12 protein-coding genes and 1 pseudogene are annotated in these 17,749 nt (G+C 67.9%); 2 read left to right on the top strand and 11 right to left on the bottom strand.

All coding sequences use genetic code 11. From position 1 onward, the window contains the following. Positions 1-7: 7 nt before the first annotated feature. From E1J61_RS20955 to E1J61_RS20910, 10 genes are all read right to left on the bottom strand, one after another. Positions 8-2,893 carry an AMP-binding protein gene (locus E1J61_RS20955; RefSeq protein WP_133095918.1) on the bottom strand — a complete coding sequence of 962 codons (2,886 nt, stop codon included), beginning with the start codon at positions 2,891-2,893 and terminating at the stop codon, positions 8-10. Between the two features lie 220 nt (positions 2,894-3,113). Next, a complete protein-coding gene (gene mobB / locus E1J61_RS20950; protein ID WP_133095917.1) occupies positions 3,114-3,671 on the bottom strand; it encodes a molybdopterin-guanine dinucleotide biosynthesis protein B in 558 nt (185 codons plus the stop codon). Further along, positions 3,668-4,375, bottom strand: coding sequence for a carbonic anhydrase (locus tag E1J61_RS20945; protein ID WP_133095916.1), 708 nt, complete (start codon positions 4,373-4,375; stop codon positions 3,668-3,670). Before E1J61_RS20945 ends, mobB begins: the two co-directional genes overlap by 4 nt. A gap of 29 nt (positions 4,376-4,404) precedes the next feature. Beyond that, positions 4,405-5,157 (bottom strand): peptidylprolyl isomerase, encoded by a 753-nt coding sequence (locus tag E1J61_RS20940; RefSeq protein ID WP_133095915.1) that lies wholly within the window; start codon positions 5,155-5,157, stop codon positions 4,405-4,407. A gap of 17 nt (positions 5,158-5,174) precedes the next feature. Beyond that, positions 5,175-5,858 (bottom strand): respiratory nitrate reductase subunit gamma, encoded by a 684-nt coding sequence (gene narI, locus E1J61_RS20935; protein WP_133095914.1) that lies wholly within the window; start codon positions 5,856-5,858, stop codon positions 5,175-5,177. A 45-nt stretch (positions 5,859-5,903) separates the two neighbouring features. Further along, entirely contained in the window at positions 5,904-6,569 is a 666-nt protein-coding gene (gene narJ / locus E1J61_RS20930) for a nitrate reductase molybdenum cofactor assembly chaperone (RefSeq protein WP_133095913.1), read from the bottom strand. 27 nt (positions 6,570-6,596) lie between these two features. After that, a complete protein-coding gene (narH, locus tag E1J61_RS20925; RefSeq protein WP_133095912.1) occupies positions 6,597-8,147 on the bottom strand; it encodes a nitrate reductase subunit beta in 1,551 nt (516 codons plus the stop codon). Further along, entirely contained in the window at positions 8,144-11,893 is a 3,750-nt protein-coding gene (locus tag E1J61_RS20920) for a nitrate reductase subunit alpha (protein WP_133095911.1), read from the bottom strand. The genes narH and E1J61_RS20920 overlap by 4 nt, the downstream gene beginning before the upstream one ends. A gap of 187 nt (positions 11,894-12,080) precedes the next feature. Then, on the bottom strand, positions 12,081-13,466 hold the full coding sequence (locus E1J61_RS20915; protein ID WP_133095910.1) for a NarK family nitrate/nitrite MFS transporter: 1,386 nt from the start codon (positions 13,464-13,466) through the stop codon (positions 12,081-12,083). A 53-nt stretch (positions 13,467-13,519) separates the two neighbouring features. Continuing rightward, positions 13,520-14,800, bottom strand: a complete 1,281-nt coding sequence (locus E1J61_RS20910) for a nitrate/nitrite transporter (RefSeq protein ID WP_133095909.1) — start codon at positions 14,798-14,800, stop codon at positions 13,520-13,522. A gap of 274 nt (positions 14,801-15,074) precedes the next feature. On the opposite strand from E1J61_RS20910, the gene E1J61_RS20905 reads away from it, so the two are divergent. Both E1J61_RS20905 and E1J61_RS20900 read left to right on the top strand, forming a co-directional pair. Next, positions 15,075-16,298, top strand: coding sequence for an NnrS family protein (locus tag E1J61_RS20905; RefSeq protein ID WP_133095908.1), 1,224 nt, complete (start codon positions 15,075-15,077; stop codon positions 16,296-16,298). 84 nt (positions 16,299-16,382) lie between these two features. Continuing rightward, positions 16,383-16,643 (top strand): annotated as a pseudogene (locus E1J61_RS20900) (LysR substrate-binding domain-containing protein); the annotation flags it as partial. Between the two features lie 34 nt (positions 16,644-16,677). Here E1J61_RS20900 and E1J61_RS20895 read toward each other — a convergent pair. Then, positions 16,678-17,688, bottom strand: coding sequence for an AraC family transcriptional regulator (locus E1J61_RS20895; protein ID WP_133095907.1), 1,011 nt, complete (start codon positions 17,686-17,688; stop codon positions 16,678-16,680). Positions 17,689-17,749 lie beyond the last annotated feature (61 nt).

Raw genomic sequence — 17,749 nt, 5'->3', positions numbered from 1 at the left:
GCAGGGATCATGGCAGCTGCCGCGCGAGGTGGGGCCGCGCAGGCTGCGCCTTGATACGCAGTGCATCGGGTTCGCCGCAGTAGTGCAGGATCTCGGCGCGGGCCGCGTTGCGCAGCCGCATTGCCGCCGGCCAGTCCTGCCCCTCGGGCGGCAGGGGCCGGCCGATGACGACACTGATCGGGCCCCGGCGCGGCAGCCACTGGCCGTCGCGCAGCACCGAGCGGGTGCCCCGCAGCGCAATCGGAACCACCGGGGCGCCGGCACGGGCGGCGGCGACAAAGGCGCCCGAGCGAAAACGTTGCAGCCCCGGCTCGCGGCCGAAGGTGCCTTCCGGGAACAGCAGGGCAGAGCGCCCGGCGCGCACGGTTGTGACCAGTCGCTCGATCGCCTCGGATTCGCGCACGTTGTCGAAACGGTCGATGAAGTCGGCCCCGATGCTGGACAGGTAGGCGCCCGGGATGCGTTGTCCTTGCAGCTCGCGCTTGGCCACCACGCACACGGGCATGGGCAGTGCGGCGATCAGCACCATGCCGTCCAGGTAGCTGGCATGGTTCGATACCAGCACGCAGGCGCGATTGCGCGGCAGGTGCTCCAGCCCCTGCACGAACCATGGCACCCCGGCCAGCCGCAGCAGCAGCCGGGCGGCGTGGTGGCTGAGCGTCCAGCCCATGGCAGGCCGGTGCATCGCCACCGAAGCCAGGCACGTCACTGGCGCCATCGCGGCGAACAGCAGCCACGCGTACAGCGAATAGGACAGCCCGGCGGCGGCATGCCGGCCGCGCCGCAACTGCGGCAGCAGCGCCTGCCAGCCGAAGCGCGCGATCTGCAGCCATGGCGCGGCGTCGCCCGGGCCGGTGCCGCCATGCTCGAATCGCTCCCGGCAAGCGGCGCGGCGGATCTTGCCGCTCGACGTCTTCAGGATGGTGTGCGGTGGCACCAGCACGACATGGTCCGGCGGCATGCCGAGCACATCGAGCGCGGTCTTCAGCGCCTGCCGTTGCAGCGCGCTGCGCGCTGCTTCGTCCGTTGCCGCAGATTCCGCCATCACCACGATGTGCTCGGTGCCGCTGGCCGGATCGGGGCTGCCGAACACCGCGACGCAGCCCTTGCGGATGCCGGGGATGGCCCCGATGGCCTGCTCCACTTCGTAGGGATAGAGATTGCGGCCGCCGCGGACGATGGTTTCCTTGGCGCGTCCGGTGATGAAGAGCTCGCCGTCGGCGATATAGGCGTAGTCGCCGGTGTTGAGCCAGCCGCGATCGAAGAGCTGGCGCGTCTGTGCGGGGTTGCGGAAATAGCCGCTGGTGGCCGAAGGCCCGCGGAACTGCAGCAGGCCCTCACGCCGCTCGGGCAGTTCGCAGCCGCTGGCGTCGACGATGCGGATATCGTGGCCGGGCAGCGGCCGCCCGCACGACGGGATCTCCATGGCGTCCCGTTCGCCTGCCACGTCTGGCCCGTCCGCTCCGGCGGGAACGGCCCGCGACGTGCGTGCGAATGCGGCGCGGTCGATGAGGTCGGCCGTCAGATCGCGTCCCGGCGGCGGGAAGGTCAGGCCCACCGATGCTTCGGCCAGCCCGTAGACCGGCGCTGCCGCTTGCGCGCGCAGTCCATGCCGGGCGAAGCGCGCCGTGAACTTGCGCATGGTCTGCAGGCTCACCGGCTCGGCACCGTTGAAGGCGAAACGCCAGCTCGACAGGTCCAGGCCCGACAGGTCCGCCTGGGCCAGCCTGTGCAGGCACAGTTCATACGCAAAGTTGGGCCCGCCAGACAGCGTGCCCCGGTACTTGTGGATCGCCCACAGCCAGCGCTCGGGCCGTGCCAGGAACGTGAGCGGCGACATCACCACCAGCGGGAAGGCGAAGTACAGGCTGCCCATCCAGGCGCCGATCAGGCCCATGTCGTGATACAGCGGCAGCCAGCTGACAAAGACGTCGCGCGAGTCGACCGACAGCGCCAAGCCCATGGCGCGCAGGTTGGCCAGCAGGTTGGTGTGCGTCAGCACCACGCCCTTGGGCGAACCGGTGCTGCCGGAGGTGTATTGCAGCAGCGCGATATCGTGCGCGCGCAGCATCGCATGGACCGGCGCCGCGTCGGTGTCCTCAACTTCTTGTGGCGTCAGCACGCTTTGCAGCGTGCCGGTGCTGGCCTTGAGCAGGGTGGCGAGCGGCCGCGCTTCGGCCACCGTGATCAGGATCGGCGCCTGCGCGTTGGCCAGGATGCCGGCGTGGCGCTGCAGGTGGTCACCGATCTGCGCCAGCCGCGCCGGCGGGTAGAGCGGCACCGGGATCCCGCCTGCCATCAGGATGCCGGTAAAGCAGTAGAAGTACTCCGCGCTGGTTGGCAGCATCAGTGCCACGGTCGTACCGGCGCGCACGCCGCGCGCGGCCAGGCCGGCTGCGACTGCACAGGCGCGCCGGTGCAGTTGCGCAAAAGTGATCGGCGTATCCTCGCCCTCGCCGCTGTGCAGGATGATGTGGGTACGGTCCGGGTGGCGGTGCAGGTGCCAGCGCAGCACGTCCGTCATGGTGGCGGCGCCTTCCGGCGCTTGTGCCGCAGCATCTGCCGGTGCCGGGCTGGCCAGCCGTGCGGGTGCATCTTCAGCGCCGGGCGGCAGGTCCCTGGCAGCGAGCACGGCGCGCAGCAGCGCGCGCGGGGTGTCGGCCTGGGCCAGCACCTGTTCCGGCAGGCTGACGCCGAAGCGCTGTTCGATGCGGGTCAGGAGTTCGGCGCGCGTCAGGCTGTCGAAGCCCAGTTCGGCTTCGAGCGCGCTGTCCAACGAGGGGGCGGCGGCTGCACCGGCTTCGGCCTGCGGCCGCATGGCGGTAGACATCTCCCCCACGATGCCGAGCAAGGCATCCTCATAGTTCTGCCGCGGGGGTGAGTCCTCGTTCATTCGCTTGATGCCTGCGTCCGGGCAAACGGCGACTGCCGCCTGCCGCGGACGGGCAGTCGGCAGCACCGGCGGCGCCAGTACTGACACCCTTAAGATAGGCGGCGTGCGGAAATTGTCGAGGCGGGTGGCGGCGCGGGCACTGGCGCGGGCATTCCGGCGACGCACAGACGCAGCATTCCGCACATGCCGCCGGGGCTGTCGGGTCCGCCGGAGGCTGCCGTCAGGCGGCGACCATGTCCATCGCTGTGGGGAAAGCGCCGGAGTCGAGCGGATCCAGATGGTTCCGGCCGCGCATGGCGAGGATGAACCGGCCGACCTGCCCGGTATCGTCCAGCGGCAGGCACGGCAGCAATGTGTCGAGCCGCGCATCGGTCGCCACCGCGACGATCGACGGATCGCAGGGATAGTAGGGCGCACGCCCATGCGCCGGGCGATACACCTCGATGCGCGGAATATCTTCCCGGCGGAAGCCTTCGACCAGCGTGATGTCCGCCGGCCGCAGCCGCGCCACCTGTTCGGCAAGCGTCGGCTCGGCTTCATTGGCCAGCTCTCGCACGATGGCGTAGCGATAGGGCGAGGCCACCATCACTTCCGTGGCACCGGCCGTGCGAAAGCGCGCGCTGTCCTTGCCGGGAGGCTCGAGCTCCAGCGGATGGTGGCTGTGCTTGATCACGTTGACGGTCAGGCCTTGCGTGCGAAACCACGGCAGCAATGCGGTAATCAGCGTGGTCTTGCCGCTGCCCGAGGTGCCGGTGATGCCAAAGATAAAGGGATTCATGTCGTGACGGATTCGGTTTGTGCGGCGGTAATGGGCAAAGGGCATACCAGCGGCAGGAAGGCATCGGCGCGTTGCGAATAGGCCAGCAGGGCACCGGCCTGCAAGTCGAAGTACCAGCCGTGCAGCGTCAGCCTTCCGGCTTCCAGCGCGCGCCGCACGAACGGGAAGGTCTGCAGGTTGCGCAGCGAGACCAGGATCGCCGCCTGTTCGCAGGCGCGCTGGCGCTGCGCCGGGCTGGCGTCGGCGAGCGTTTGCTCCACCTGCCGGCGCGCCGGTGCGGCGATGCGCACCCAGGCGCCGAGGTAGTCGGCTTCGTCGCCTTCTTCGGGCGGATGGTCGCCGGCGTCGGCCGGCTGCGCCAGCAGCGCGCGGATGCCGCCGCAGCCGCCATGGCCCATCACGATGATGCGGTCGACCTGCAGCTGCTCGACGGCAAACTGGATCGCGGCGGACACGCCGTGCAGGCTGCCTTCATGACGCCCGGTGCAGGGCGGCACCAGGTTGCCGATATTGCGCACGGTGAAGAGATCGCCGGGGTCGCAACCGAGCAGCAGGGCCGGGTCCACGCGCGAGTCGCAGCAGCCGATCAGCAGCGTGGGCGGCTGCTGCCCGGTGCGCAGCGCGTCGAACAGGCTCGGCGCATCGTCGAAATAGCGTTGCTGGAACCGCTCGAAGCCCTTCAGTAGATGTTCGATCTGATGCATGGCGGTTTCCGTTGGTCAGGATGGCGGCGCTACTGCAGCAGCGGGCTGTCGGCGCCTTCCAGTTCGATGCCTTCGATGCGGGCGCGGCCGATCAGCAGGCTGGCGTACTGCTTCCAGGCGCGGTCGCGCGCCGCCGTGGCCAGCGCACAGGCGATGTCGCCGCGCACGGCATCGAAGGGCAGGCGGGTGCCGGGGCAGCGCTCCAGGATGCGCACGATATGCAGCCCGAAGCGGGTCTCGACCAGTTGCGGCAAGACGCCGTCATGCTGCGCGGCAAAGAGCGCGCGCTCGAACTCCGGCGCGGTTTCGCCGCGGAACACGCGGCCCAGGCGGCCGCCGTTGTTGCCGCTCGGGCAGTTCGACAGCGCGCGGGCATGCTGCGCGAAGCTCGACGGATCGCCGCGCACCAGCGCCAGCGTCTGCGCCGCGATCTCGCGCAGCGCATCCAGCGGCACGCGCGGCGTCACCTGGAACAGGATGTGGTCGGCCTCGACCCATTCGCCGTCGCGGAAGCGCTCCGGACGGCTGTCGTAGTGGCGGCGGCAGCTGGCTTCGTCAGGCTCGGGGATGCCGGCCTCGCGCTCCAGCAGCGCCATGGCGAGCGCGTCGTCGTCCTGGCCGGGCACGCTCAGGCCGATGCGTCCGGCCTCTTCGCGCACCAGCAGGCGCAGGATGGCCGCGATCGTCGCCATCTTCGCGGGATTGGCCGCGTCATGATGGTGGTCCAGCTCGCGTTCGATATCGGCGTCGCGCAGTTCCACGCCGTTGACGGTGACAGGCATGTCGGTTCTCCGTTGGTTCAGCGTCCGCGTACCAGCTGCCAGGCGCGGCCGACGTAGCCGACCGAGGCAAAGCCGCTCCACACATGCACCAGCCGCGTGAACGGGAAGATCGCGAACAGCGTGATGCCCATGAACAGGTGCGCCTTGAACAGCAGCGGCGCGTCGGCGATATAGCTGGCGGCGTCGCCGCGCAGCGTGACGAGGTGCTGGGCCCAGGTCATCAGCTGCACCATCATGTGGCCGTCCATGTGGCCGGCCGATTCGAAGATGGTGGACAGGCCCAGCAGCAGCGTCACCAGCAGCCACAGCAGCAGCACCTTGTCCCCGGTGCGGGTCACGGCGGACACGCGCGCGTTGGTCAGGCGGCGGTGCAGCAGGATCAGCAGCCCGGCCAGGCACATGGTGCCCATCACGCCGCCGGCCGCCATGGCCACGCCTTGCTTGAAACCGTGCGAGACGCCCAGCGCGTCCCATACCGCCACCGGCGTCAGCAGGCCCACCAGGTGGCCGACGAACAGGCCCAGGATGCCGACGTGGAACAGGATGTTGCCCATGCGCAGGTTGCCGCGGTAGAGCACCTGCGAGCTGTCGGTCTTCCAGGTGTACTGCTCGCGCTCGAAGCGGGCCAGGCTGCCGAACAGGAAGATGGCGGCAGCGATGTAGGGGTAGATGCCGTAGAGGAATTGGTGAAGCGTTGCCATGGTATTAGCCCAATGTCTGTGTTCGGGTTGCCTTGCCAGGTGTGGTCAGCAATGCGCGGGAACCGGCGCCGTGCCACGCGGATAGAATTTCACCGCCTGCGGCCCAGTCTGTGGCGCCAGCAGTGGCTCCGCGCCATCGGCGCCCGGACCGAAGGTCTCCAGCGCCTCGTCCATGTCCCGCACCGGCGGCTCCTGCTGCGGTTGCGGCTGCACGTCGGTCAGCGTGCGCAGCACAGCGAACACGCCGGCATACGGGCTCTGGTTGCGCGCGAGCCGGTCGCCAATCGCGGCCAGCACGTGGATCGCCTCGCCCAGCAGGTGCTCGGCGCGTGCCTCCTTGCCGTCGGCGCTCAGCGCCCCGAGGAACTCCAGGAACAGCGGCACGTAGTCCGGCAACTCCGACGCGGCCGGCTCGAAGCCGTCGCGCCGGTATTCGTCGATCAGGTCGACCATGGCCTGGCCGCGGTCGCGGCTTTCGCCGTGCACATGCTCGAACAGGTGCAGCGAGTGCGACGGGTTGCGGTCGAAGGTGGCGACATAGTTCTCCTGCAGCGTGATCAGCGCTTCGCCGCGCAGCATGTCGGTCACCGGCGCCAGCAGGTGGCGGGCCTGCGGCCATTCGGCCAGGGCGGTGTCGATCTCGGGCAGCGCGTCGATCAGTTCCTGCTCGGGATAGCCGAGCAGCGCGCTGAGGATGGGATAGAGGGGCATGTTGTTCTCCGGTTCGTTCGCGGGCGCTCAGCTCATCACGGCCTTCTTGCGCGACCTGGGCATATCGACGAAATGCACGCTGCCCTGCGGCTTCTTGCCGAACAGCGCGCCATCCGAGGTGCCGCCCGAGCAGCCGTTGCCGAAGGTGAAGCCGCAGCTGGCCTTGTCGTTGAAGCTGTCCTCGACCATTTCCTTGTGCGAGGACGGGATCACGAAGCGGTCCTCGTAGTTGGCGATCGCCATGGTCTTGTACATGTCCTCGACCTGCGCTGGTGTCAGCCCCACTTGCCTGAGCACGTCCAGGTCCTGCACGCCGTCCACCACCTGCGAGCGCTTGTAGGCGCGCATTGCCAGCATGCGGTCCAGCGCCGACAGCACCGGCATCACGTCGCCGGCGGTCAGCAGGTTGGCCAGGTACTTGACCGGGATGCGCAGGCTCTTGACGTCGGGGATGATGCCGTTCATGCCCATGTGGCCCGCTTCGGCCGCCGACTGGATCGGCGACAGCGGCGGGATGTACCAGACCATCGGCAGCGTGCGGTACTCGGGGTGCAGCGGGAAGGCGACCTTCCATTCGCACGCCATCTTGTACACCGGCGACTTGCGCGCGGCATCGAGCCAGCTTTGCGGGATGCCCTGGCGCAGCGCCTCGGCCTGCACCGCCGGGTCGTGCGGATCGAGGAACACGTCGAGCTGCGACTGGTACAGGTCGCGTTCATCGGCCACCGACGCGGCGTGCTCGATGCGGTCGGCGTCGTACAGCATCACGCCGAGGTAGCGGATGCGGCCGACGCAGGTCTCGGAGCAGACCGTGGGCTGGCCAGCCTCGATGCGCGGATAGCAGAACAGGCATTTCTCGGCCTTGCCGCTCTGCCAGTTGAAGTAGATCTTCTTGTACGGGCAGCCCGAGATGCACATGCGCCAGCCGCGGCACTTGTCCTGGTCGACCAGTACGATGCCATCATCCTCGCGCTTGTAGATCGAGCCCGACGGGCAAGAGGCCACGCAGGCCGGGTTCAGGCAGTGCTCGCACAGGCGCGGCAGGTACATCATGAAGGTGTTCTCGAAGGTCGAGTACATCTCCTTCTGCACGTCGTCGAAGAGCTTGTCGCGGCCGCGCGAGCTGAACTCGCCGCCGAGGTCGTCTTCCCAGTTCGGACCCCACTCGATCTTTTCCATCTTGCGCCCGGTCAGCACCGAGACCGGGCGCGCGGTGGGCGGGGTCTGCGACAGCGGCGCCTTCTGCAGGTGCTCGTAGTCGTAGGTGAAGGGCTCGTAGTATTCGTCGATCTGCGGCAGGTTGGGATTGGCGAACAGGTTCGCCAGGATCTTCAGCTTGCCGCCCTGGCGCGGCTCCAGCGTGCCGTCGGCATTGCGCTTCCAGCCGCCCTGCCACTTGTCCTGGTTCTCCCATTCCTTGGGATAGCCGATGCCGGGCTTGGTCTCGACGTTGTTGAACCACGCGTACTCGACGCCGTCGCGGCTGGTCCAGACGTTCTTGCAGGTTACGGAGCAGGTATGGCAGCCGATGCACTTGTCGAGGTTCAGCACCATGGCCACCTGGGCGCGGATCTTCATTGCGTTGCTCCTTCCTTCTCTGTCTTTTCCACGAGCGGCCCTTCGAGCCAGTCGACCTTCTTCATCTTGCGCAGGATCACGAACTCATCGCGGTTGCTGCCCACGGTGCCGTAGTAGTTGAAGCCGTAGGCCAGCTGCGCGTAGCCGCCGATCATGTGCGTGGGCTTGGTCACGGCGCGCGTGACCGAGTTATGGATGCCGCCGCGCATGCCGCTGGTCTCGGCGCCAGGCACGTTCACGATCTTTTCCTGGGCGTGGTACATCAGGCACATGCCCTTGGGCACGCGCTGCGACACCACCACGCGCGCGGTCAGCGTGCCGTTGACGTTGAACACCTCGACCCAGTCGTTGTCGCGGATGCCGTTGGCCTTGGCCTCGGCTTCCGAGATCCACACGTGCGGGCCGCCCCGCGACAGCGTCAGCATGCGCAGGTTGTCCGAATACGTGGAGTGGATCCCCCACTTCTGGTGCGGCGTGATCCAGTTCAGCACCAGCTCCGGGTTGCCGTTGGGCTTCTTGCCCAGCATCGGCGCCACGGTCTTGGTGTCGATGGCCGGCTTGTACACGCAGGCGCCTTCGCCGAAGTCCAGCATCCACCGGTGGTCCTGGTAGAACTGCTGGCGGCCGGTGAGTGTGCGCCAGGGGATCAGTTCGTGCACGTTGGTGTAGCCGGCGTTGTAGCTGACCTCTTCCGATTCCAGCCCTGACCACGTCGGCGCGGAAATGATCTTGCGCGGCTGCGCCTGCACGTCGCGGAAGCGGATCTTGTCGTGCTCGCGCCCTTCGGCCAGGTGGGTGTGATCGCGGCCGGTGATCTTCGACAGCGCTTCCCACGCCTTGACGGCGACGTGGCCGTTGGTTTCGGGCGCGAAGGTCAGGATCATCTCGGCGGCGTCGATCGCCGTTTCGAGCTTCGGGCGGCCCTGGCTCACGCCGGGTTCCGTCACCGTATGGCTCAGCTCGCCGATTTCCTTCACCTCATGCTGGGTGTTCCAGTTGATGCCCTTGCCGCCATTGCCGAGCTTGTCGAGCAGCGGGCCGATCGAGGTGAATTTCTTGTAGATGTCCGCGTAGTTGCGCTCGACCACCGTCATCGACGGCGCGGTCTTGCCCGGGATCAGGTCGCACTCGCCGGCCTTCCAGTCCTTCGGCTCGAACGGCTGCCCCAGTTCGCCCGGGGTGTCGTGCAGCAGCGGCGTGCACACCAAGTCCTTGCGGGTGCCCAGGTACGGGCCGGCGATCTCGCTGAACTTCTTGGCGATGGCCTTGTAGATTTCCCAGTCGGTCTTGCTTTCCCACAGCGGCTGCACGGCCTCGGACAGCGGGTGGATGAAGGGGTGCATGTCGGACGTGTTGAGGTCGTCCTTCTCGTACCAGGTTGCCGTCGGCAGCACGATGTCACCGTACAGGCAGGTGGTGCTCATGCGGAAGTCCAGCACGGTCAGCAGGTCGAGCTTGCCTTCGGCGGCCGGGCGCACGTTGACTTCGCTCGGCGTGATCGCATCGTTTTCATCCCCGAACACGGCGTTCTGCGTGCCGAGCAGGTACTTCAGGAAATACTCATGGCCCTTGCCCGAACTGCCCAGGATATTGGAGCGCCACACGAACATGTTGCGCGGGAAGTTGGCGGGATTGTCGGGATCGTCGCAGGCGAACTGCAGCGCGCCAGACTTCAGTTGCTCGACGGTGTAGGCCACCGGATCCTTGCCGGCTTGCTCGGCGGCGTCGACCACGTCGAGCGGATTGCTGCCGAGCTGCGGCGCCGACGGCAGCCAGCCCATGCGCTCGGACCTGGCGTTCAGGTCCAGCAGCGACAGGCCGTCATAGCGCTTGCGGTCGGCGGTCGGCGACAGGATCTCGTCGACGGCCAGCTTCTCGTGGCGCCACTGGCTGGTGTGGTTGTAGAAGAACGAGGTGCCGTTCATCTGGCGCGGCGGGCGCGACCAGTCCAGGCCGAACGCCAGCGGGGCCCAGCCGAACTGCGGGCGCAGCTTCTCCTGCCCCACGTAGTGGGCCCAGCCGCCGCCGCTCTTGCCGATGCAGCCGCACATCATCAGCAGGTTGACGATGCCGCGGTAGATCATGTCGTTGTGGTACCAGTGGTTCAGCGCGGCACCGACGATCACCATGCTCTTGCCCTGCGTGCGGTCGGCGTTGTCGGCGAACTCGCGCGCCACCTGGGTCACCAGGCGGGCCGGCACGGAGGTGTGCTTTTCCTGCCAGGCCGGGGTGTAGGGCACGTCGTCTTCATACGACGATGCCACGTTGGGGCCGCCCAGGCCCTGGTCGACACCGTAGTTGGCCATCTGCAGGTCGTACACGGTCGCCACCAGCGCGGTGCTGCCGTCGGCCAGCGTGATGCGGCGCGCCGGCACGCGGCGGCGCAGCAGTTCGTCGTGTTCGCCGCCGAAGTAGGGGAAGCCGACTTCCACTACCTCATCGTGCTGGCTGATAAGCGACAGGCGCGGCTCGACCGGGCGGCCGCTGCCCCCGTCCTTCATTTCCAGGTTCCAGCGGCCTACCTTCTCGCCGCCGTTGTGGGCGGCCTCGCCCCAGCGGAAGCCGATCGAGCCGTTGGGCGCGACGATCTCGCCGGTGGTGTCGTCGATCTGCAGCGTCTTCCACTCGGGATGATTGGCTTCGCCGAGGTTGTCGGCCAGGTGCGAGGCGCGCAGGAAGTGGTCGGGCACCAGCGTGCCTGCGTTGTCCTGGTTTTCGCGCAGCAGCACCAGCATCGGCATGTCGGTGTACTGCCTGATGTAGTCGCGGAAGTAGGCGGACTTGCCGTTGGCGTGGAACTCCTTCAGCACCACGTGGCCCATGGCCATCGCCAGCGCGGCATCGGTGCCCTGCTTCGGCGCCAGCCAGATATCGCCGAACTTGACCATCTCGCCGAAGTCGGACGAGACGGCGACGGTCTTGGTGCCCTTGTAGCGGACCTCGGTATAGAAGTGCGCGTCGGGCGTGCGCGTCTGCGGCACATTGGAGCCCCACACCATCAGGTAGGTCGAGTTGTACCAGTCCGCCGATTCGGGCACGTCGGTCTGTTCGCCCCAGATCTGCGGGCTGGCCGGCGGCAGGTCGCAGTACCAGTCGTAGAACGACAGGCAGGCGCCGCCGAGCAGGCTCAGGTACCGCGCGCCGGCGGCGTACGAGACCATCGACATGGCCGGGATCGGCGAGAAGCCGATCACTCGGTCCGGGCCGAACTTCTTCACGGTGAAGGCGTTGGCCGCGACGATCATCTCCGTGGCGGTGTTCCAGTCGGCGCGCACGAAGCCGCCCTGGCCGCGCACGCTCTTGTAGCGCGCCGCCTTCTTCGGGTCCTGGCTGATCGATTCCCAGGCGGCGACCGGGTCCATGGTCTTGCGGGCCTCGCGCCACATCTCCATCAGGCGGCCGCGGATCATCGGGTACTTGACGCGCTGCGCGGAGTAGACGTACCAGCTGTACGACGCGCCGCGCGGACAGCCGCGGGGCTCGTGGTTGGGCAGGTCGGGGCGCGTGCGCGGATAGTCGGTCTGCTGCGTTTCCCAGGTGATCAGGCCGTTCTTGACGTAGACCTTCCAGGAGCAGGAGCCGGTGCAGTTCACGCCGTGGGTGGAGCGCACGATCTTGTCGTGCTGCCAGCGGCTGCGGTAGCCGTCTTCCCACTTGCGGTCTTCGTTCACCACCGCGCCGTGGCCGTCCGCATAGGTGGACTTGACGCGCGACATGAACTTCAGTCGATCCAGGAAATGACTCATTTGCTTGTTCTCCGCGAGGCTTTTCTGCGGGGCTCCGGGGCTTGCCGGAGCGTTTGCAGGGACACCTTGAGCTTATGGGGGAGCGGCGCGGCAGCCAATTCGCTGGTGGAACAGCCGCCGCATGGCGATCGGGGGAGGTGCCAGCCGCGGGACTAGTTCCGAAGAACTAGTCCGGCCGGCAAGGCGGTCAGCAGGGCATGGGCGCGTTGCGGCGCGCGTAGTACCACCAGGCCACCAGCACGCAGCTGACATAGAAGGCGATGAAGCAGTACAGCGCGGTGTCGGGGGCACCGGTCAGTTCCAGCGAGGTGCCGAAGCTCTTTGGGATGAAGAAGCCGCCGTACGCACCGATCGCGCCGGAAAAGCCCAGCACCGCTGCGGATTCCTTGCCGGCGTCCTGCAGCGCCTGGCGCTGCGCGGCGTCGCCCTTGCCCTTCGCGGCGCGCTGGCGCTCGGTCAGGAAGATCACCGGGATCATGCGGAAGGTCGAACCATTGCCGATGCCGGTCAGCGCGAACAGCGCGATGAAGGCCGCGAGGAAGTACGTGAAGTTGCCGCCGGCGCCGTCATGCGGCAGCGCCGCCAGCACGGCGAACACCGCCACGATCATGCCGATGAAGGTCCACAGCGTGACGCGCGCACCGCCGAGCTTGTCGGAGATCCAGCCGCCCACGGGACGCGTCAGCGCGCCGACCAGGGGCCCGAGGAAGGCATAGGCGGTGGGGTTCACGCCCGGGAACTGCGACTTGGTCAAGAGCGCCAGCCCGGCCGAGAAGCCGATGAACGAGCCGAAGGTGCCCACGTACAGCCAGCACATCAGCCAGTTGTGCTTGCGCTTGAAGATCACGGCCTGCTCGGCGAACGACGCCTTGGCATCGGCGATGTCATGCATGCCGAACCACGCGGCCAGCGCCGACACCACGATGAACGGCACCCAGATAAAGCCCGCGTTCTGCAGCCACAGGTCCTGCGTGGCGCCGTTGGCCTGGAATTGCTGCGGCTCGCCGCCGAGCGCACCGAACACCGCCAGCGACACCACCAGTGGCGTGACGAACTGCACCACCGACACGCCCAGGTTGCCGATGCCGGCATTCAGCCCGGTAGCCAGGCCTTTCTTCGCCTTGGGGAAGAAGAAGCTGATATTGGCCATCGACGAGCTGAAGTTGGCACCGCCCAGCCCGCACAGAAGCGCCAGTACCAGCAGCGTGGGATAGCCGGTGGACGGGTCGCGCAGCGCGAAGCCCATGCCCAGCGCCGGGACCAGCAGCAGCGCGGTGGAGATCGCGGTGAAGCGGCGCCCGCCGAACACCGGCACCAGGAAGGAATAGAAGATGCGCAGCGTGGCGCCCGACAGCGCCGGCAGCGCGGTCAGCCAGAACAGCTGGTTCTTGGTGAACTGGAAGCCGGCGCGGTCGAGGTTGACCGCGACCACGCTCCATAGCATCCAGACCACGAACGCCAGCATCAGCGCGGGGATCGAGATCCACAGGTTGCGATAGGCGATGCGCTCGCCCTCGCTTTGCCAGAACGCCACGTTCTCGGGCTCCCAGCGGGTGAGTACGGATGAGGTCATGATTGGTATGCCTTGGTTGAGAGAGCGCGGAGGCGCGCTTGTGAGGTGAGCAATCAGGCCGCCTGTGTCAGGCCGACAGCCTGTGCCTTGCGCTGGCGTTCAGCGCGGTGGCTGTAGTGCATCCACACCAGGCTCACGCACACCGTGCCGTACATCAGCATGAAGCAGCTGCTGCGGATGCCGGTCAGGTCGGCCAGCATGCCGAACAGGATCGGCAGGATGAAGCCGCCCAGGCCGCCGGCCAGGCCGACCACGCCGGAGACCGCGCCGATGTTGTGCGTGAAATCGTTGGAGATGAACTTGAATACCGAGGCCTTGCCGATGGCGAAGGCGATGCCGACCACGAACAGCAGGAAGGTGAATACCGTGGGCGTCAGCGCGATGCGGAAGCCCTGCGGGCCGCCGGTGGTCTGGATGATGAAGTCGGTCTGCGGATAGCTGAGCAGGAAGAAGCCGACCCAGCTCACCCACATCACCCACCAGGTGGTGCGGTGTGCGCCGTAGCGGTCGGAGATCCAGCCGCCGATGGCGCGCAGCACGCCGCCCGGCAGCGAGAAGCAGGCGGCCAGGAAGGCGGCGGTCTTGATGTCGAAGCCGTATTCGCCGATGTAGTACTTGGTCATCCACAGCGACAGGCCGACATAGCCGCCGAACACCACCGAGTAGTACTGCGAATAGCGCCACACGCGCGGGTCGCGCATCACCGCCAGCTGCTCGCGCCAGCCCACGCTGGACTTGACCATGTGCGCCGGGTTGCTGCGCGAGAACACCCAGAACAGCAGCGCGGTGACGAGCATCGCCACCGAATAGACGCGCGGCACGATGGTCCAGGTGCCGGCCGCCAGGATCATCGCCGGCGCGACGAACTTGGTCAGTGCCGCGCCCGAGTTGCCGGCGCCGAAGATGCCCATCGCCAGGCCCTGGCGCGAGCGCGGGAACCAGCGCGCCACGTAGGGCGTGCCGACCGAGAACGACCCGCCCGCCAGGCCGACGAACAGGCCCAGCACCAGCAGTTGCCACAGGCTGTGCGCGTAGGAGATCAGCCAGATCGGGACCACCGTGGCCAGCATCAGCACGAAGAAGACGATGCGGCCGCCGAAGCGGTCGGTCCAGATGCCCAGCGGCACGCGGATCAGCGAGCCGCTCAGCACCGGCGTGGCGGCCAGCAGGCCGAATTCAGTGTCGTTGAGACCGAGTTCCTGCTTGAGCGGGATGCCCAGGACGGCGAACAGCATCCAGACGGCAAAGCAGATGGTGAAGGCGAAAGTACTGGACGCCAGCGTGAGTGCCGCGCCGGCTGGAACGGGTTCCGGCGCGCGTGTTTGGGTGGCCATGGCCATGCTCCTGTGTCAACTTTGGCGGGGGTGATGCCAGAGTAGGGGCGGCCACTGGTGCTGCCTATTCGCCGGCAGCACAGCACGCCACATGGAGCGATCTGTCGTTGGAGGTAGTTCCACCGGCGGAGGTTGGTGGCGCGGCGCTGGTGCTATCGTGATCGCAGCACGCATGGCACCCGTTTGCGTGCTTGCGGCAAGCCAGATCAAGAATCTGACGCCTGCCGCCCCGGCACTGCCGGATTCACCAGATATACGGACCCTTCCGCCCGCCATGGAAACCATCCCGATCCTTCCTTCCCGGCCTTCGCCTTCCGGCAAAAAACCTGCCGGGCCGCCGCCGCGTGGCTTCGCCTTGTTCGCGCTGGGGTTCCGGCCGTTCTACCTGGGCGGCGCGGCCTTTGGCGCGCTGGCGATCGCGGCATGGTCGGCAATGCTCGCGGGCATGCAGTCGGTCGGGCCGGCGCCGGTGCTGCCAGGGATGTTCTGGCACGCGCACGAGATGGTGTTCGGCTTTGCCGCGGCGATCGTGGTGGGTTTCCTGTTCACCGCGGGACGCGCCTGGACCGGTCAGCCCACGCCGACCGGTGCCGCGCTGGCCCTGCTGTTCCTGTTGTGGCTGGCGGGACGCGTTGGCATGTGGATCGCGCCGGGCACCGTTGCCTTCGCCATCGAAGGCGCATTCCTGCCGCAGGCGGCGCTGGCGTTCACGCGCACCCTGGCCAGGGCCGGCAACCGGCGCAACTACCCGCTCGCACTGGCGCTGTGGCTGCTCGCCGTGGCCAATATCGCTGCATTGTGGATGCAGGCCGGCGGGCACGACGTCGCGGCGCTGCATGCCTGTCGCGCCGGCGTGGCGCTGGTGACGCTGTTCGTGGTGGTGATCGGCGGCCGCGTGATCCCGATGTTTACCACCAACGCGATTCCCGGTTTCCGTCTGCGGCAGTACCAGCAGGTCGATCGGATGGTGATCCCGGCAACGGTGCTGGGGCTGGCCTCGGGACTGCTGCCCTTGCCGGCATGGCTGGCCGCGGCGCTGTCGCTGCTCGCTGCCGGCGTGCTGGCGGTGCGCGTGGCGGGATGGCGCGGCTATGCGGTGGGCAACCGGCCACTGCTGTGGGTGCTGCATCTCGCCTATGCGTGGCTGCCGCTAGCTTTGCTGCTGCAGGCACTGGGCGCGCTGGGGCTGGTGATGGCCGGGCTGGCGACCCATGCGTTCACGGTGGGCGTGCTCGGCGTGGCCATCATCGCCATGATCACGCGCACCGCTCTGGGCCATACCGGGCGCATGCTGGTGGCCGGCCGCACCGAAACGGTGGCGTACTGGCTGATTGCCATGGCCGCGGTATTGCGCGTGTTCGGTCCGATGGCATGGCCGGCCGGCTACCTGCACTGGATCTGGGGCGCGGGGGCGTGCTGGGTGGCGGGGTTTGGTCTATATGCACTGACCTATGCGCCGCGGCTTGCGCGCCCACGGGTGGACGGCAAGCCGGGTTGAGTGATGCGAATACTCTGGTTCCCGAGTATTGCCTGACAGGCTGCTGCGGTACCGTGGAAGAATGCCTGTAGCGGCATCCCGGGCGGCACGCCGCGCACGCCGCATGACCTGGCCCGGCACGATTGCCTGGTGCTGGTGGGCAGCCAGGGCCGGCAGGACGTCTGGAGACTGGGCGACGGCCAGGGCGGGGAAATCGCGGTGCGGGTGCGTGGGCGCATCGAGGCCAATACCGGCGAGCTGCTGGCGGACGCGGCGCTGGCCGGCTTCGGCATCGCGCTGCATTCGACCTCCCTCGCGCAGGAGTACGGCGAGAATCCGCCGTGGGGAGCGCCGGCCGGCGCATGAAGCCGGCCGGGGAGGGGGAATCGGGCCGCTTGCCCTAACCCTGCGGGTGCGCCGCCGAGCGCCGGTAGTCGCCCGGTGTCATGCCGGTCCAGCGGCGGAAGGCGCGGAAGAACGAATTGGCATCGTCAAAGCCGAGCCGGAAAGCGATTTCTCCCAGCGACATATTGCCCTCGGTCAGGTATCGGCCGGCCAGTTCGCGACGCACATCTTCGCACAACGCGCGGAAGCCCGTGCCTGCCGCCATCAGCCGGCGCTGCAGCGTGCGTTCGCTGATGTCGAGGTGGCGCGCCACCGCGGCCAGGCTCAGCGCGCGCTCGCCGGCCAGCTGGTGCAGGGCGGCTCGCACGTCGTCGAGCGATGCCGCCGCGCGCTGCGCGTCGCGCATGGCGGCGGGCGCAGCCGGACGGCTGTGGGCGCGCGCGACCAGGCGCAGCGACAGGTCGCGCCGGCCGAACACGATCGCGTCTTCCGGTTCGCCAAAGCGCACCGGGCAATCGAAGGCTTCGGTATAGCGCAGGTGCCAGTCGGGCTGGCCGATGCGCAGCGAGACCCGCAGCGGATGCAGCGGCTTGCGCGTGAACTGGCGCCCGAAGGCCAGCAGCGAGCACAACTCCATGTCGATGCGGGGGCGGGTGTCAGGCGCCTCCGGCTCGCTCGGGCGGATACAGACCCAGGCCTCTTCGCCCTGCCGGCGCAGTTCGATGCGGTCGCCCATCATCAGCTTCTGGTAGCGCGCAATACGCCGCAGCGCTGTGCCCAACGACGGGCCCGCCATGGCCGGCATGCCTGCCAGGCCGAGCAGGTCGGGCTGCATGCGGCTGCCCAGCCACAGGCCGATGGCGGGATCGCCGGTGGCCTGGTAGACCGCGCACAGCAGGTGGCTCGCCTGCTGGGGCCCGGCCTCGGGCGTGTACGGGGTGGAAGAAGACTCGGGATCGGATTCAGGAGCAGGCACGAGCGCCGACACATCGTAACCGCCTTCACGCAGCGCGTGCAGCAGGTCGCGAGGAAACGGCCTGGCCTGGATTGGCTCTTGTAGTGGCATTGTTATTGGCTGGCAAATTGGCGCAAGGCACCTGTGCTAGCCCCCGGTAAGACTGAGATTA

Origin of the sequence: Cupriavidus sp. L7L (assembly GCF_004353535.1) — a bacterium.
Classification (GTDB): Bacteria; Pseudomonadota; Gammaproteobacteria; order Burkholderiales; family Burkholderiaceae; genus Cupriavidus; species Cupriavidus oxalaticus_A.
Note: the sequence above shows the minus strand (reverse complement) of the source record. Positions and strands in the feature narration are given on the sequence as shown.